The organism is Cellulomonas sp. NPDC055163, assembly GCF_053607065.1.
Window position 1 is genome coordinate 410,790 of sequence record NZ_JBSGSU010000003.1, and the last position, 15,223, is coordinate 426,012.

The following is a 15,223-nucleotide window of genomic DNA, read 5'->3' on the forward strand; positions in this document are numbered from 1 at the left end:
CACGGCCGCACGCGGGGACGTCGACCCACCGGCGCTCAGACCATCGCCTGCACGGGCGCCGAGCGCCGGGCGTCCTGCGGCATGCCCAGCGCGGCCCACGCCGCGGCCAGCCCGCGCACGCCGTCCTCGAGCACCGCGACGGGCTCGCTGAACGTGAGCCGGAGGTGCCGCTCGAAGCTGCCGTCGACCGCGAACGCCGGCCCGGGCAGCACGCGCACCCCGTGCCGGACCGCGAGGGCCGTGAGCGCCGACGCCACGGGCGCCCCGAGGTCGGGCCACAGCGACAGCCCGCCTGCGGGCACGGGCACCTGCCACGACGGGATCTGCTCCGCGAGCAGGTCCACGAGCAGGTCGCGCCGCTCCCGCAGCACCGCGCGCCGGCCCGGCACGATCTCGTCGCGCCGGGCCAGGAGCTCGGCGGTCACGAGCTGCTCGAGGACCGCGGTCGCGATGTCCACGTGCCCGCGCAGCACCGCGAGGCGGGACACGAGGTCGGGGTGCGCGCGGACCCAGCCGATGCGGAGCCCGCCCCAGTAGGTCTTGGACGCCGACCCCACGGACACGACGAACCCGGAGGAGGCGCCGGCGCCCGCGAACGGCTCGGGTTCGGGGCCGTCGAGCGTGAGGTCGGTGAGCGCCTCGTCGCCGACGATCACGGTGCGGTGGCGCCGGGCGAGCGCGCGGACGCGGTCGCGGGCCGCCGGGTGGAGGCTCGTGCCGGTCGGGTTGTGGTGGTCGGGGACCAGGTAGACGAGCCGGGGTGCGACCTGCCGCAGGGTGGACTCGAGCAGGTCGACGTCGACGCCCCCGGACGGCCCGGTGCCCACGGGCACGGGCACGGGGCGGCCTCCGGCGGCGCGCACGGTGTCGATGGCGTGCGGGTAGGTCGGGTGCTCGACGACGACGCGGTCGCCGGGCCCGACGTGCGCGTGCACGAGCAGGTTGATCGCCTGCTGGGCGCCGCTCGTGACGAGGACCTGGTCCGGGGTCGTCGGGGTGCCGCGCTCGGTGTAGCGCGCGGCGATCGCCTCGCGCAGCACCTGCAGCCCGAGCGGCTCGTAGCCGCGCCCGGACAGGTAGCGGGGGAGCGCGTCGAGCGCGGTCACGTACGCGGGGTGCAGCGCGGACGGCGCGGGCGGGGCCGCGATGGACAGGTCGGCGACGTCCGGCTGCGACGGGCGAACGACGACCGGCGCGTGCATGCCGCGGGCGCCCGACGCGGGCAGCGTGGTGACCGTCCCCGAGCCCTGGCGGCTGACGAGGAAGCCCTCGTCGCGCAGCGTCCGGTACGCGGCGGTCGTCGTGGTGCGCGAGACGCCGAGCGCCTCGGCGAGCTCGCGCTCGCTCGGCAGCCGGGTGCTCAGCGGCAGCGACCCGGCGTGCATCGCCGAGCGCACGCCGTCGGCCAGGGCGGCGTACGCCGGTCCCGGGCGCTGCCAGGCGCCCAGCAGCCGCGCGAGTCCGTTCGCGGAGAGGCGGCGGTCGCTGGGCAGGTCCTCGATCGTCGTCACGCATCCACCTTTCCCCAAGTGGCTATTGATGGCAATGCCAAAACGCGATTGGCTCTCCCCATGGTCTTCTTCGCCGTCCTCCTCTCCGTCACCGTCCTCGTCGCCCTCGTGCAGCTGCCCGCCGTGCTCCAGGGCGACGGCCTCGGCCACCGCCGGCCGCCCGCCACCGAGCCGCACTGGGCCGACGGCAGCTCGCTCGCCGCCGGGCTCCCCACCGGCCCGCGCATCCGCGGCCTGGTGTGACGGTCCGCACGGCGCCCGGCGGCGGCGCGGGGCCCCCGGCCGGGCCGACGGCGGGCGACCGCCCGGAGATGCTCCCCACGACGCGGCGCACGCGTCGGTACGTCCAGCTGCTCGCAGGCCTCGTGCTCTACGCGGCGTCCATCACGCTGCTGGTCCGTGCCGGGCTCGGCTCCATGCCGTGGGACGTGCTCTCGCAGGGCGTCTCGCGCCGCACCGGCCTGTCGTTCGGGACGGTCACCGTCCTCGTGAGCGTCGTCGTGCTGCTCGTGTGGATTCCGCTGCGCCAGCGTCCGGGCATCGGGACCGTCGCGAACGTCGTCGTCATCGGCGCGCTCGTCGACCCGTTCCTCGCGCTGCTCGCGCGGCTGCCCGAGCAGCTCCCGCTCGCAGCCCGCGTCGGACTCGTCGTCGCGGGGATCGTGCTGAACGGGCTCGCGACCGCGCTCTACGTCGGCGTCCGCCTGGGGCCGGGGCCGCGCGACGGGCTCATGACGGGCCTGGTCGCCCGCACCGGCCGGTCGACGCGGCTCGTGCGCTCGACGATCGAGGTCGTCGTCGTGACCGTGGGCTGGCTGCTCGGCGGGACCGTCGGGCTCGGGACGCTCGCCTACGCGCTCGCGATCGGTCCGGTCGTGCACCACCTGCTGCCGCGGTTCACCGTCCGCTGACCCGGACGCCGGGCCGCCCGCCCCGCGCCCGCCCGTCCCCGGAGCGGAGGACGCACGACGACCCGCCCTCCGCGCACCGGAGGGCGGGCCGTCGGCGTGCTCAGCGGGACTTCGGGGAGCTCTTCGCGGTCTCCGCAGGGTCCGAGATCACGGAGTCGCCGAGGATCTCGTCGATCCGGTTCAGGAGCTCGGAGGGGATCTCGACGCCGGACGCCTTGACGTTCTCGGTGACTTGCTCGGGACGCGACGCCCCGATGATCGCCGCCGCGACGTTCTCGTTCTGCAGCACCCACGCCACCGCGAGCTGCGCGAGCGAGAGCTCGAGCTCGTCCGCCACCGGGCGGAGGTCCTGCACCCGCTGGAGCACCTCGGGCCGGTCGAGGAACCGCGCGATCATCTTCGCGCCGCCCTTCTCGTCGGTCGCCCGCGAGCCCGCGGGCAGCGGCTGACCCGGCTGGTACTTGCCCGTGAGGACGCCCTGCGCGATCGGGGACCAGACGATCTGCGAGACGCCGAGCTCGGCCGACGCCGGGACGACCTCGCCCTCGATGACGCGGTACAGCGCCGAGTACTGGGGCTGGTTCGAGATGAGCTGGAAGCCGAGCTCCTGCGCGAGGGCGTGGCCGGCGCGGATCTGGTCCGCGGTCCACTCGCTGACGCCGATGTACAGCGCCTTGCCCGAGCGCACGACGTCGGCGAACGCCTGCATCGTCTCCTCGAGCGGCGTCGAGTGGTCGTAGCGGTGCGCCTGGTACAGGTCGACGTAGTCGGTGCGCAGCCGCTGGAGGGAGCCGTCGATCGACTCGAGGACGTGCTTGCGCGAGAGGCCCGAGTCGTTCGGCCCCTGCGGGCCCGTGGGCCAGTAGACCTTCGTGAAGATTTCCAAACTCTGCCGACGGACGCCCTTGAGCGCCTTGCCGAGGACCTTCTCCGCCTTGGTGTTCGCGTAGACGTCGGCGGTGTCGAACGACGTGATGCCGGCGTCGAGGGCCGCGTGGACGCACGCGACGGCGGCGTCCTGCTCGACCTGGGAGCCGTGCGTCAGCCAGTTGCCGTAGGTGATCTCCGAGATCTTGAGCCCGGAGCGGCCGAGGTAGCGGTAGTTGACCATCCCGTCACCCTACGATCGCTCGTCGTCCCCGGCCCGCCTGCGGCAGTGACCGGCGCGCGTGCCCGCGGGTCAGGACGGGTACTGGCCGTGCTTGACCTGCGGCTTGGGCAGCCGCGACGGGCGGATCTGGAACACGCGCAGCACGGCGTACATCGCGGTGCCGCGCACGACCACGTTCTCGCCGAACTTCGTGCGCAGGCGCTTCTTCAGGCCGCGCCACATGAGGTAGGCGTCGAGCAGCATGACGAGGCTGAACGCGTAGAGCGCGATGAGGACGACGAACGCCGCGTTCGGGTTGACCTGGGCCAGCACGATCTGGAGCACGAGCATCACGAGCGCGACCGGCAGGAACATCTCGCCGAGGTTCCAGCGCGCGTCGACGTGGTCGCGGATGTAGCGCCGCACCGGGCCCTTGTCCTTCTCGGGCAGGAACCGCTCGTCGCCCGTCTGCAGGGCCTGGTACTGGCGGTCGCGCGCGGCTCGCTGCTCGAGGCGTGCAGCCTTCGCGGCACCCTTGCGGTCGGCGGGGACGAGGGGCCGTCGGTTGGCCGACTCGGCGACCTTGCGACGCGGCGTCGGGCGGCCCTTGCCCTCGCGGACGGCGTCGTCCGTCCCCAGGGGATCGAGGGGGGCGGGGGAGGTGGGCCCCTGGTCCTTGCTGCTGCGTCCGAACACCCGTCCAGGGTAGTCGAGTAGCGTGCCGGTCCGTGACGAACGACTCCACCATGCCCGCCGGCCCCACCCCCGCCGGCTCCCCGCTCGCACCCGAGGCCCCCCTCACGACCGACGGGGTCGAGCTCCTCCGCGCACGCACCGCGCACGAGTTCCCGCGCCTGCGCGCCGACCTCGAGGACCTCGTGCGGATCCCGAGCGTCTCCAACGTCGAGTTCGACCAGGTCCACGTCGCCGCGAGCGCCGACGCGGTCGCGGCCCTCCTGCGCGACGCGGGCCTCGACGACGTGCAGGTGCTGCGCGTCGACGGTCCGGACGGACGCCCGAGCGCACCCGCCGTGGTCGCACGCCGGCCCGCACCGGCCGGCGCACCGACCGTCCTGCTGTACGCGCACCACGACGTCCAGCCGCCCGGCGACGACGCCGCGTGGTCCACGGCGCCGTTCGAGCCGACCGAGCGCGACGGGCGCCTCTACGGTCGCGGGGCCGCCGACGACAAGGCCGGCGTGGTCGCCCACCTCGGCGCCCTGCGCGTGCTCGGCGACGACCTCGGCGTCGGTGTCACGGTCTTCGTCGAGGGCGAGGAGGAGATCGGCTCGCCGACCTTCCTGCCGTTCCTGACCGCGTACCGCGACGAGCTCGCGGCCGACGTCATCGTCGTCGCGGACTCGAGCAACTGGCGCGTCGGCGTCCCGGCGCTCACGACGTCGCTGCGCGGGCTCGTCGACCTCGAGGTCGAGGTCACGGTGCTCGAGCACGCGGTGCACTCGGGCATGTACGGCGGACCGGTGCTCGACGCGGTCACGCTGCTCGCCCGGCTCATCGCGACGCTGCACGACGACGCGGGTGACGTCGCGGTGGCGGGACTCACCTGCGCGCCGGACCCGACCGTCGACTACGACGAGGCCACGCTGCGCGCCGACGCGTCCGTCGTCGAGGGCGCCCGGCTCGCGGGGACCGGCCCTCTGACGGCCCGCCTGTGGACCCGGCCGGCGCTGTCCGTCATCGGGCTCGACGCGCCCAGCGTCGGGCGGGCGTCGAACACCCTGACCCCGACGGCGACCGCGAAGCTCAGCCTGCGGATCGCGCCCGGTCAGGAACCCGCGGCGGCGATGGCGGCGGTGCGCGAGCACCTGCACGCGCACGCCCCGCTCGGCGCCCGGGTCACGGTCCGCGACGGGGAGCTCGGCCGCCCGTTCCAGTCGCCGCGGGACTCCGGGGCGATGCGCGCCGCGCGCTGGGCGCTGGCGCAGGCGTGGGGCACCGACCCGGTCGACGTGGGCATCGGCGGCTCGATCCCGTTCGTCGCCGAGCTGCTCGAGGTCTACCCGGACGCCGCGATCCTCGTGACCGGCGTCGAGGACCCGGACAGCCGCGCGCACGGCGTCGACGAGTCGGTGCACCTCGGTGAGCTCGAGCGCGTGGTCCTCGCCGAGGCGCTGCTGCTGGCCCGGCTCGCGGCGGACGCCGGCGCATAGGCGCCCGAGTGCGAGGCGCCCACCCGAGACGCCCGAGGCCGGCGGAGCGCGGCAGCGCCCGACCCGGCCCTGCCGCGCGGGACGTGCCGGGCAGGACCGCGTCACCGTCCGGTCCGCCGGCGCCTCAGGCCGTCCGGTGCGCCAGGTCGAGGGCCCGGGACCAGGTGACGACCGGCTCGGGCAGCGGCGGGCTGGTCGGGTCGAGCCCGAACAGCGCGGCGACCTCGGGCGACGGGACGGTGCCGCCGCTGCGGGCGAGGAAGCGCGCGACGACCCACGCCTCCGCGACGACCTCGACCGCGCCGTCGCGCCCCGTCCGCTCGAAACGCTGGTCGAGGTAGATGACCCGCTCGTCCCACCCGAGCACGCGCGTGACGATCGTGAACCGCTCCCACAGCGTCATCGAGCGGCGGAACCGGATCGACTCGCCGACCACCACCGGGAACCATCCGCGGGCGTCGAGCGCCGACTGCGCACCCGAGCGCAGCGTCATGTCGACGCGCCCGATGTCGAGCAGAGTCAGGTACGACCCGTTGTTGACGTGCCGCAGCAGGTCGAGGTCGTTGGGCATGACTCGCAGCGTCGTGCGGTACGCCCCGAGCGGCGACCCTGGGGACGGTGCGGACGGCGTGTGCGAGGACCGCCGTGCCCGCAGCCACACGAGCAGCAGGCGCAGGTACCGGTTCACCGGGTCAGACCGGGGGAGCGGGGTCGTACTGGATGCCGCGGCGGACCGCGCGCGCCTCGTCCACCGACTCCAGGCGCGCCACGAGGTGCAGCGCCATGTCGATCCCGGCGGAGACACCCGCGGACGTGACGACGTCGCCGTCGTCGACGAAGCGGGCCTCGGCGTCGATGAGCACCGTCGGGTCGACCTGGGCGAGCTCGTCGAGCGCGCCCCAGTGGGTCGTCGCGGGCCGCCCGGAGAGCAGGCCGGCCGCGGCGTACACGAGCGAGCCCGTGCACACGCTCGTCATGAGCGCCGTCGTCGACCGCAGCTGCCGGACCCAGGCGAGGTGCTCGGAGTCCTTCACGAGAGGGCGGGTGCCCTTGCCGCCGGGGTAGACCACGACGTGCAGCGGACCCACGTCCTCGGCGGAGTGGTCCGGGACGAGGCGCAGGCCCTTCGCGCAGCGCACCCCGTTGCCGTCGCGGGAGAACGTCACGACCTCGGGCTTGAGCTCGGAGTGGCGCGCCCACCAGGCGAGCACCTCGTAGGGGCCCACGACGTCGAGCTCCTCGGCGTCGTCGAACACGAAGACGCCGACCCGGACGGGGCTGTGGGTGCTCATGCGCCGTACCCCGGCAGGGCGAGCATCTGGTCGAGCGCGACGCGCGCCCAGTGGGCGTCGTCCGCGTCGACGACGATGCGGTTGACGACCCGGCCGGCCACGAGCGACTCGAGCGTCCACACGAGGTGCGGCAGGTCGATGCGGTTCATCGTCGAGCAGAAGCACACCGTCGAGTCGAGGTAGTGCACCTGCTTGTCGGCGTGCGCGCGGGCCAGGCGCCGGACCAGGTTGAGCTCGGTGCCGATCGCCCACGACGACCCCGGCTCCGCCGCGGCGAGCGCCTGGATGATGTACTCCGTCGAGCCGACCATGTCCGCCGCGGTCACCACCTCGTGCTTGCACTCGGGGTGCACCAGGACGTTCACGCCGGGGACCGCCGCCCGGACGTCCGTGACGTTGCGCTCGGAGAACCGGCCGTGCACCGAGCAGTGCCCGCGCCACAGGATCATCCGGGCGTCCTTGAGCTGCTGGGCGGTGAGCCCGCCGTTCGGCCGCCGCGGGTCGAAGACGACGCAGTCGTCGAGCGAGAGCCCGAGCTGGTTCACCGCGGTGTTGCGGCCGAGGTGCTGGTCGGGCATGAACAGGACCTTGCCGGTGCCCGCGACGCCACCGACCTTGTCGAACGCCCAGCGCAGCGCGACGTGCGCGTTCGAGGACGTGCACACCGTGCCGCCGTGGCGCCCGGTGAACGCCTTGATCGCGGCTGTGGAGTTCATGTACGTCACCGGGACGGTGTCCTCGGCGACGCCCGCCTCGACCAGCACGTCCCAGGCGTCCTCGACCTGGTCGATCGCCGCCATGTCGGCCATCGAGCAGCCCGCCGCGAGGTCGGGGAGCACGACCTGCTGAGCGTCGGACGTGAGGATGTCCGCGGACTCGGCCATGAAGTGCACGCCGCAGAACACGATGAACTCGGCCTCGGGACGCGCCGCCGCCTCGCGCGCGAGCTTGAACGAGTCCCCGGTGACGTCCGCGAGGTCGATCACCTCGTCGCGCTGGTAGTGGTGGCCGAGCACGAACGCCCGGTCACCGAGGGCGGCGCGGGCCGCGTGCGCGCGCTCGACGAGGTCGGGATCGCTCGCTGCGGGGAGCGACCCGACGCACTCGACGCCGCGCTCGGAGGCGAGGTCGACCCCGCGCCCGAGGAGGAGCAGCGCCGAGGGGGCCGGCTCCGTGAACGTGGTGTCCTGCGGCGGTGTCGTGAGGCTCACGGCGCGATCTTCCCACAGCGCACCGTGACAGGATCGGCCCCGTGCGCGTGCTGATCGCCCCCGACGACTTCGGTGGCACCCTGACGGCCCAGGAGGCCGCGACCGTGCTCCGCGACGGCTGGCTGCGCGCCGTGCCGGGCTCGGACGTGCGCGTGTGCCCGCTGTCCGACGGCGGCCCGGGCTTCCTCGCCACGCTGCGCGCGAGCCTCGGCGGTGAGCTGCTCTCGGTGACGGTCCGCTCGCCGCTCGGGGAGCCGGTCCCGGCCGCGGTGCTCCTGGTCGCCGGCCCGGACGGCCGCCCGGCGACGGCGTACGTCGAGTCGGCGCACGCCGCGGGTCTCGCGCTCGTCCCGCACGGTCGGCGTGACCCGGCGGTGACCAGCACGTACGGCGTGGGGGAGCTGCTGCGCGCGGCGGTCGCGACCGGCGCCCGGCGCGTCGTCGTCGGGCTCGGCGGCTCCGCGACGAACGACGCGGGCGCCGGACTGCTCGCCGCTCTCGGCGTCGGGGGCGCGCGGTCGCCGCTCGGGCGGGGCGGCGGGGAGCTCGGCGACGTCCTCGCCGACGACCTCGGCGCGCTCGCGGAGATCCGTTCGGGGCTCGCCGGCGTCGAGCTCGTCGGCGCGTACGACGTCGACGTGCCCCTGCTCGGGCTGCACGGCGCCAGCGCGGGCTTCGCGGCGCAGAAGGGTGCGACGCCCGTGCAGGCCCAGCAGCTCGAGCGCGCCCTCGGCCACTTCGCGCACGTCGCGGTCGGGGCGCTCGCCGGGTCCGTGCGGCCCGACCTGCTCGCGGGCGCCCGGGCGTCCGCGCCCGTCACCCGGCTCGCCGCGCAGCCCGGCGCGGGGGCGGCCGGCGGGCTCGGGTTCGGGCTCGCGCTCCTCGGCGCACGCCTGCTGCCGGGCTCGGCCCTCGTGGCCGACGCGGTCGGGCTCGGCGACCGCATCACCGACGTCGACGTCGTGCTCACGGGCGAGGGGCGGTTCGACTGGCAGTCGCTGCACGGCAAGGTCATCGCTGCGGTCGCCGCACGCGCGCTGCCGCTCGCGGTGCCCACGGTGGTCCTCGCGGGGCAGGTCGACGTCGGGCGCCGCGAGTGGGGCGCCGCGGGGATCGCCGCGGCCTACGCGGTCGCCGAGACGCCCGAGCAGGTGCGGGACTCGCTCGCGGACCCCGCGGGGACGCTCGGGCGCCGGGTCGAGCGCGTCGCACGCACCTGGGCGCGCTGACGGCCCGGCGCGGAGATCCCGCTGTGCGCGCCGTGCGCGTGCCCGGGGTGCGCAGGAGGCTTCCGGCCCGCGGCGTACGCTGAGGGAACAAGACGTGGCGCCGGGCTGTTGACGACGCTGACGAGAGTGCTGAGCACCACTCGACCTTTCCTCGAGGCACGGGAGCAACCAATGAGCGAGACCACCGAGACCGCGACGCACGGCGTCCTCCTCACCGACGTCGCCGCGGGCAAGGTCCGCAGCCTGCTCGAGCAGGAGGGGCGCGACGACCTGCGTCTGCGCGTCGCCGTCCAGCCCGGCGGCTGCTCGGGCCTGATCTACCAGCTCTACTTCGACGAGCGCGTGCTCGACGGCGACGCCCTCAAGGACTACGACGGCGTCGAGGTCGTCGTGGACCGCATGAGCGTGCCGTACCTCGACGGCGCGACGATCGACTTCGCCGACACCATCGAGAAGCAGGGCTTCACGATCGACAACCCGAACGCGGGCAGCTCGTGCGCGTGCGGCGGCTCGTTCGGCTGAGCCGACCGCTCGCCGGCTTCACCGCAGGCTCGGAAGGGCCCGGCACCCGAGGGTGCCGGGCCCTTCTGGGTCCCTGGCGTCGCGCTCATGGACCGTCAGACTGGCGCCCTCACCCGCACGGTGATCGCGAGGGCGCCGTCGGCCTCCGTGCGCGACGCCACGACCTCGTGGCCCCGCAGCCGCGCCCACGCCGGCACGTCGTGCCGCGCTGCGGGGTCCGTCGAGACGACCGTCAGGACCGCCCCGGGAGCGGCGTCGCGCGCCGCGCGGGCGAGCCGGATCACGGGGATCGGGCAGCGGAGGCCACGCGCGTCGACCACCACGCCGTCCTCCGGACCGTGCGCGGCCGGGCCGGTGCCGCCGACGCCGCCCGCGGCGTGCGGGCGGGCGGCGTCGGGTGCGTCGTCGCCGTCCTGCGGCCGTGCTCGGGGCCCGCCGGTGCGCACCGGGCTCAGAGCCCCTCGACGCCGAGCACCGCGCGCACCCGGGCCACGGCACCGGGCAGCGCGGAGAGGAACCGCTCGACGTCGTCGTCGCGCACGTCCGCCGGCAGCGCGAGCCGGACGTTGCCGTGCGTGAGCACGCCCATCGCCGCGAGCACGTGGCTCGGTTCGAGCGCGCTCGACGTGCACGCCGAGCCGGAGCCGACCGCGAAGCCCAGCCGGTCGAGCTCGGTCACGAGCGCCTCCCCGTCGACGTAGAGGCACGAGAACGTCACGACGTGCGGGAGCCGCCGGTCCGGGTCGCCGACCACCTCGACGTCCGGCACGTCGGCCGCGACCCGCTCCCGCACCCGGGCGACCAGCGTGCGGCGGCGCGCGTCGTGCACCTGCCGCTCGGCGAGTGCCGACTGCAGTGCCACCGCCGAGGCCAGCGCGGCGGGGACGCTCACGCCACCCGGGAACCAGCGGTCCTCGTCCTCGGGCCAGCTCGGCGCACGGCGGACCCCGGCCCGCGTGACGACCACGCCCACGCCCGCCGGGCCGCCCCAGTCGCCGGGGTCGGCGGCCAGCACGTCCCAGGCGTCGGGGACGGCGAGGTGCCCGAGGCTCGCGCCCGCGTCGACGAGCAGCGGGACGCCGGCCGCGCGCGCCGCGTCGTGCACCTCCTCGACGGGCTGCACCGTGCCGACCTCGCCGTTCGCGTGCTGGAGGGCGGCGAGCGCGACGCCGGGGGAGCGCAGCGCGGACCGGTAGGCCTCGGCGTCGACGCGCCCCACGCGGTCGACCCCCACCACGACGCGCGAGCCCGTCGCGGGCGACCACGGCTCCGCGGCGGCGAACTCGGCCGCGGACAGCACGGCGGCGCGCTCCGTCGCGCCGACAACCACGTCGCGGCCCGCGCGGCGCCGGCCGCGTGCCACCGACAGCACCGCGGCGTGCAGGCCCGCGGTGTGGGACGGCGCGAGGTCGACCTCCTCGGTGCGCGCGCCCACGGCTGCGGCGAGCGCCTCGCGCGCGCCGTCGAGCAGGAGCCGGGCGCGCCGTCCCTCGGCGTGGAGCCGGCGGGGGTCGGCCCAGCCCTGGTCGAGCGCCTCGTCGAACGCCGTGCGGGCCTGCGCGCTCATCGGCGCCCGCCCGCCCGCGTCGAGGAAGACGCGCCGGTCGCGCGTGGGATGCGTCACACCCGGGGGTGGACCGTCGGCGGGTCCTGGCGGTCCGACGTGCGTGCTCACCCGCGCACGCTAGCGCGCGGCGGCCCGAGGGGGCCCCGCGGAGCCCTGTCACGATGCTGACGCCGTGTCGCCATGCCGCCCCCTCGGAGCGAATCCGTGCCGCACAGGCGATAGGCTTCCCCGGAATGAGGACGAAGGTCCCGGGAAACCTCCGCCAGCACCCGGCGGCGTGCCGCCGGGACGTGAGTGAGAGGTCCCGCGTGCACTCGCAGAATCCCCGCCGGCACCAGCGGCCCGCCGTGAGGTGGGCGACCCTGGTCGCCGTCGTGTCCATCGCCCTGGCGGGCTGCTCCGCCGAGGTCCAGCGCGGCTGGCTGCCCGGCAGCTCCGAGGCCGAGGTGACCGACCAGACCGGCCGGATCACCAACCTCTGGGTCGGCTCGTGGATCGCCGCGCTCATCGTCGGCGTCATCACGTGGGGCCTGATGCTCTGGTGCATCACGGTCTACCGCAAGCGCAAGAACGACAACACGCTGCCGGTGCAGCTGCGCTACCACGTGCCGCTCGAGGTCATGTACGTGATCCTCCCGTTGATCATGGTCGGCGTGCTCTTCTACTACACCGCGCGCGACATGTCGGCGATCAACGACACCAGCGAGGAGCCCGACCTGACGGTCCACGTCATCGGCAAGCAGTGGAGCTGGGACTTCAACTACGTCGACGACCAGGTCTACGACACGGGCCAGCAGGCGGAGGGCATCGGCGACCCGGGCGTCCTCGCCGAGCAGCCGACGCTCTACCTGCCGGTCGACGAGACGGTCCGCTTCGAGCTGGACTCGCGCGACGTCAACCACTCGTTCTGGATCCCCGCGTTCCTCTACAAGCTCGACGTCATCCCGGGCCGCACCAACCAGTTCCAGGTCACCCCCCAGGAGGTGGGCGACTACACCGGGAAGTGCGCCGAGCTGTGCGGCGAGTACCACGCGTCGATGCTGTTCAACGTCAAGGTCGTCGAGCGCGACGAGTACGACGCGCACATGGAGGACCTGCGTGAGCGGGGCCAGACCGGTGAGCTCGGGCTCGAGTACAGCCGCGTCCAGGATCTCGACTCGCCGTCGCAAAGGAGTGAGGACTGATGGCCGCCGCCGTCGAGGTGATCCCCGGTCTGGCGCCGCGTCGTCAGACCCTCGGTCGGACCGTCATCAAGTGGGTGACGTCGACCGACCACAAGACCATCGGGTACCTGTACCTGATCTCGTCGTTCGTCTTCTTCTGCATCGCGGGCGTCATGGCGCTGCTGATCCGTGCCGAGCTGTTCGAGCCCGGCATCCAGGTCGTGCAGACCCCCGAGCAGTACAACCAGCTGTTCACGATGCACGGCACGATCATGCTGCTGCTGTTCGCGACGCCCCTGTTCGCCGGCTTCGCGAACGTCATCATGCCGCTGCAGATCGGCGCCCCCGACGTCGCGTTCCCGCGGCTCAACATGTTCGCGTACTGGCTGTACCTGTTCGGCGGGCTCATCGCCGTCGGCGGGTTCCTCACCCCGCAGGGCGCGGCGTCATTCGGCTGGTTCGCCTACGCGCCGCTGTCGACGACGGCGTACTCGCCGGGCCTCGGCGGTGACCTGTGGGTCTTCGGCCTCGCCCTCGGTGGCTTCGGCACGATCCTCGGTGCGGTCAACTTCATCACCACGATCGTCTGCATGCGCGCTCCGGGCATGACGATGTTCCGGATGCCGGTGTTCACGTGGGGCATCCTCGTGACCAGCCTCCTCGTGCTCATGGCGTTCCCGCCGCTGGCCTCGGCGCTGCTCGCGCTGGGCGCGGACCGGCGGCTCGACGCCCAGGTGTTCAACCCCGAGAACGGGGGAGCGATCCTCTGGCAGCACCTGTTCTGGTTCTTCGGGCACCCCGAGGTGTACATCATCGCGCTGCCGTTCTTCGGCATCGCCTCCGAGATCATCCCGGTCTTCAGCCGCAAGCCGATCTTCGGCTACAAGGGCCTGATCTACGCGTTCTTCGCGATCGCCGCCCTGTCCGTGACCGTGTGGGCGCACCACATGTACGTCACCGGCGCGGTGCTGCTGCCGTTCTTCTCGCTCATGACGATGCTCATCGCCGTGCCCACCGGTCTGAAGTTCTTCAACTGGATCGGCACGATGTGGCGCGGGAAGATCACGTTCGAGACGCCGATGCTGTGGACGCTCGGCTTCCTCGTGACGTTCCTCTTCGGTGGTCTGACGGGCATCATCCTCTCGAGCCCGGCCCTCGACTTCCACGTCTCCGACACCTATTTCGTGGTCGCGCACTTCCACTACGTGGTCTTCGGCACCGTCGTGTTCATGATGTTCGCGGGCTTCTACTTCTGGTGGCCGAAGTTCACGGGTCGCATGCTCGACGAGCGCCTCGGCAAGGTGCACTTCTGGCTGCTGTTCGTCGGATTCCACCTGACGTTCCTCGTGCAGCACTGGCTCGGCGTCGTCGGCATGCCTCGCCGGTACGTGGACTACTCGCCCGAGGACGGGTTCACCTGGATGAACCAGCTCTCGACGGTCGGCTCGGTGGTCCTCGCGGCCTCGACGCTGCCGTTCCTCTGGAACGTCTACGTGACCTGGCGCAAGGCGCCGCTCGTCACGGTCGACGACCCGTGGGGCTTCGGCGGCTCGCTCGAGTGGGCCACGAGCTGCCCGCCGCCGCGGCACAACTTCACGTCGCTGCCGCGCATCCGGTCCGAGCGCCCTGCGTTCGACCTGCACCACCCCGAGGTCGCGGCGCTCGACCAGACAGCACCGGACCAGAACGTCCTCGACGAGCTGCTCGGCGAGGCCGACCTGACGGGGCAGAAGGAGCTGGCGGAGGAGCGGTTGCGCAACGGCACGGGCGAGCCCGAGCAGTCGAGCACGACCGTGCTCCCGGACGAGAAGGACCAGGAGGGCCCGCGGTGAAGATCGAGGCCAAGCTCTTCCTCTACGGCATCCTGTTCTTCGTCCCGGTCGGCGTCATCTACGCGGTGTGGAGCGACGGCGAGCCGGTCGGCACGCTCGGCATCCCCCTCGTCGGTGGGCTCGTCGGGATGATCGGCGGCTACCTCGCGCTCCTGGCGCGGCGCATCGACGCCCGCCCGGAGGACGACCCGCTCGGCGAGATCGAGCAGGGCGCCGGCGACCAGGGCGTGTACAGCCCGTGGAGCTGGTGGCCGCTCGCCATCGCCCTCGCCGCTGCCCTCGTGTTCGCCGGGCTCGCGCTCGGCTGGTGGCTCGTGGGTCTCGGCGCGTTGCTCGGCATGGTCGCGCTCGTCGGCTTCGTGTTCGAGTTCTCCCGCGGTCAGCACGCGCACTGACGACGCCCGGGCGCGAGCCCGCTGACGTCGACGCAGCGTCGAGAGCGCCGGTACCCCGCGGGGTACCGGCGCTCTCGTCATGCTCGGGTCGTGCACCGGACGCGCCCACACGGGCGCCGCTCGTCGGCGGGCGGCCGCCGACCCCTCGCGGGACGCAGGCAGGTGCGCGCGACTGTCCGAGGCGGTGCCTGTCCGTTCGCCGCCGGACGGCACCGGTCCCGACAGCATCGGTCCGGTTCGCGCCGGTGCGTCCTCGGCCGGACGGCGACGGTCGGCCTGAGGGGCCGTCAGCGAGCCGGAAACGGCTCCGGCCGGTACCAGGCCACGTG

General features: G+C 73.9%; 16 protein-coding genes. 8 read left to right on the plus strand and 8 right to left on the minus strand.

Translation table 11 applies throughout. The features are described from left to right. Positions 1 to 35: 35 nt before the first annotated feature. Positions 36 to 1,511 (minus strand): MocR-like transcription factor YczR, encoded by a 1,476-nt coding sequence (gene yczR, locus ACWFNE_RS08105; protein WP_452121911.1) that lies wholly within the window; start codon positions 1,509 to 1,511, stop codon positions 36 to 38. A gap of 60 nt (positions 1,512 to 1,571) precedes the next feature. On the opposite strand from yczR, the gene ACWFNE_RS08110 reads away from it, so the two are divergent. Both ACWFNE_RS08110 and yczE read left to right on the plus strand, forming a co-directional pair. Continuing rightward, positions 1,572 to 1,754 carry a hypothetical protein gene (locus ACWFNE_RS08110; RefSeq protein ID WP_452121912.1) on the plus strand — a complete coding sequence of 61 codons (183 nt, stop codon included), beginning with the start codon at positions 1,572 to 1,574 and terminating at the stop codon, positions 1,752 to 1,754. 68 nt (positions 1,755 to 1,822) lie between these two features. Beyond that, on the plus strand, positions 1,823 to 2,422 hold the full coding sequence (gene yczE / locus ACWFNE_RS08115) for a membrane protein YczE (protein WP_452121913.1): 600 nt from the start codon (positions 1,823 to 1,825) through the stop codon (positions 2,420 to 2,422). Between the two features lie 100 nt (positions 2,423 to 2,522). On the opposite strand, the gene ACWFNE_RS08120 is transcribed toward yczE, so the two are convergent. After that, positions 2,523 to 3,533, minus strand: a complete 1,011-nt coding sequence (locus ACWFNE_RS08120) for an aldo/keto reductase family protein (RefSeq protein ID WP_452121914.1) — start codon at positions 3,531 to 3,533, stop codon at positions 2,523 to 2,525. A gap of 69 nt (positions 3,534 to 3,602) precedes the next feature. Then, entirely contained in the window at positions 3,603 to 4,208 is a 606-nt protein-coding gene (locus ACWFNE_RS08125; protein ID WP_452121915.1) for a DUF3043 domain-containing protein, read from the minus strand. A gap of 50 nt (positions 4,209 to 4,258) precedes the next feature. Between ACWFNE_RS08125 and ACWFNE_RS08130 the strand changes: the two genes are divergently transcribed. Next, on the plus strand, positions 4,259 to 5,683 hold the full coding sequence (locus tag ACWFNE_RS08130; protein WP_452121987.1) for a M20/M25/M40 family metallo-hydrolase: 1,425 nt from the start codon (positions 4,259 to 4,261) through the stop codon (positions 5,681 to 5,683). Positions 5,684 to 5,807: 124 nt separating this feature from the next. Here ACWFNE_RS08130 and ACWFNE_RS08135 read toward each other — a convergent pair whose 3' ends face one another. The 3 genes from ACWFNE_RS08135 to nadA form a co-directional block, all read right to left on the minus strand. After that, complete coding sequence (locus tag ACWFNE_RS08135; RefSeq protein ID WP_452121916.1) at positions 5,808 to 6,254, minus strand: acyl-CoA thioesterase; 447 nt, start codon at positions 6,252 to 6,254, stop codon at positions 5,808 to 5,810. A gap of 121 nt (positions 6,255 to 6,375) precedes the next feature. Next, positions 6,376 to 6,975: a DJ-1/PfpI family protein gene (locus tag ACWFNE_RS08140; RefSeq protein ID WP_452121917.1), complete on the minus strand. Its 600-nt coding sequence runs from the start codon at positions 6,973 to 6,975 to the stop codon at positions 6,376 to 6,378. Next, on the minus strand, positions 6,972 to 8,186 hold the full coding sequence (nadA, locus tag ACWFNE_RS08145) for a quinolinate synthase NadA (protein ID WP_452121918.1): 1,215 nt from the start codon (positions 8,184 to 8,186) through the stop codon (positions 6,972 to 6,974). Before nadA ends, ACWFNE_RS08140 begins: the two co-directional genes overlap by 4 nt. A gap of 41 nt (positions 8,187 to 8,227) precedes the next feature. Between nadA and ACWFNE_RS08150 the strand changes: the two genes are divergently transcribed. Next, positions 8,228 to 9,415: a glycerate kinase family protein gene (locus ACWFNE_RS08150; protein ID WP_452121919.1), complete on the plus strand. Its 1,188-nt coding sequence runs from the start codon at positions 8,228 to 8,230 to the stop codon at positions 9,413 to 9,415. A 171-nt stretch (positions 9,416 to 9,586) separates the two neighbouring features. Then, complete coding sequence (locus ACWFNE_RS08155) at positions 9,587 to 9,937, plus strand: HesB/IscA family protein (protein ID WP_034632266.1); 351 nt, start codon at positions 9,587 to 9,589, stop codon at positions 9,935 to 9,937. 95 nt (positions 9,938 to 10,032) lie between these two features. Here the strand turns inward: ACWFNE_RS08155 and ACWFNE_RS08160 are convergent, their stop codons facing one another. Both ACWFNE_RS08160 and ACWFNE_RS08165 read right to left on the minus strand, forming a co-directional pair. Then, positions 10,033 to 10,383, minus strand: coding sequence for a sulfurtransferase TusA family protein (locus tag ACWFNE_RS08160; protein ID WP_452121920.1), 351 nt, complete (start codon positions 10,381 to 10,383; stop codon positions 10,033 to 10,035). 5 nt (positions 10,384 to 10,388) lie between these two features. Continuing rightward, positions 10,389 to 11,561 carry a cysteine desulfurase family protein gene (locus tag ACWFNE_RS08165; protein ID WP_452121988.1) on the minus strand — a complete coding sequence of 391 codons (1,173 nt, stop codon included), beginning with the start codon at positions 11,559 to 11,561 and terminating at the stop codon, positions 10,389 to 10,391. A gap of 251 nt (positions 11,562 to 11,812) precedes the next feature. Between ACWFNE_RS08165 and ctaC the strand changes: the two genes are divergently transcribed. The 3 genes from ctaC to ACWFNE_RS08180 are packed head-to-tail and all read left to right on the plus strand — an operon-like array spanning position 11,813 to position 14,894. Further along, positions 11,813 to 12,688, plus strand: coding sequence for an aa3-type cytochrome oxidase subunit II (gene ctaC / locus ACWFNE_RS08170; protein WP_452121921.1), 876 nt, complete (start codon positions 11,813 to 11,815; stop codon positions 12,686 to 12,688). Next, complete coding sequence (gene ctaD, locus ACWFNE_RS08175; protein WP_452121922.1) at positions 12,688 to 14,499, plus strand: aa3-type cytochrome oxidase subunit I; 1,812 nt, start codon at positions 12,688 to 12,690, stop codon at positions 14,497 to 14,499. The genes ctaC and ctaD overlap by 1 nt, the downstream gene beginning before the upstream one ends. Further along, positions 14,496 to 14,894 carry a cytochrome c oxidase subunit 4 gene (locus ACWFNE_RS08180; RefSeq protein ID WP_452121923.1) on the plus strand — a complete coding sequence of 133 codons (399 nt, stop codon included), beginning with the start codon at positions 14,496 to 14,498 and terminating at the stop codon, positions 14,892 to 14,894. The genes ctaD and ACWFNE_RS08180 overlap by 4 nt, the downstream gene beginning before the upstream one ends. Positions 14,895 to 15,223: the final 329 nt, after the last annotated feature.

Coding starts and splice junctions, on each gene's coding strand:
- ACWFNE_RS08110 (WP_452121912.1), top strand. CDS start 1,572: ATGGTCTTCTTCGCCGTCCTCCTCTCCGTCACCGTCCTCGTCGCCCTC.
- yczE (WP_452121913.1), top strand. CDS start 1,823: ATGCTCCCCACGACGCGGCGCACGCGTCGGTACGTCCAGCTGCTCGCA.
- ACWFNE_RS08120 (WP_452121914.1), bottom strand. CDS start 3,533: ATGGTCAACTACCGCTACCTCGGCCGCTCCGGGCTCAAGATCTCGGAG.
- ACWFNE_RS08130 (WP_452121987.1), top strand. CDS start 4,259: ATGCCCGCCGGCCCCACCCCCGCCGGCTCCCCGCTCGCACCCGAGGCC.
- ACWFNE_RS08135 (WP_452121916.1), bottom strand. CDS start 6,254: ATGCCCAACGACCTCGACCTGCTGCGGCACGTCAACAACGGGTCGTAC.
- ACWFNE_RS08140 (WP_452121917.1), bottom strand. CDS start 6,975: ATGAGCACCCACAGCCCCGTCCGGGTCGGCGTCTTCGTGTTCGACGAC.
- ACWFNE_RS08155 (WP_034632266.1), top strand. CDS start 9,587: ATGAGCGAGACCACCGAGACCGCGACGCACGGCGTCCTCCTCACCGAC.
- ctaD (WP_452121922.1), top strand. CDS start 12,688: ATGGCCGCCGCCGTCGAGGTGATCCCCGGTCTGGCGCCGCGTCGTCAG.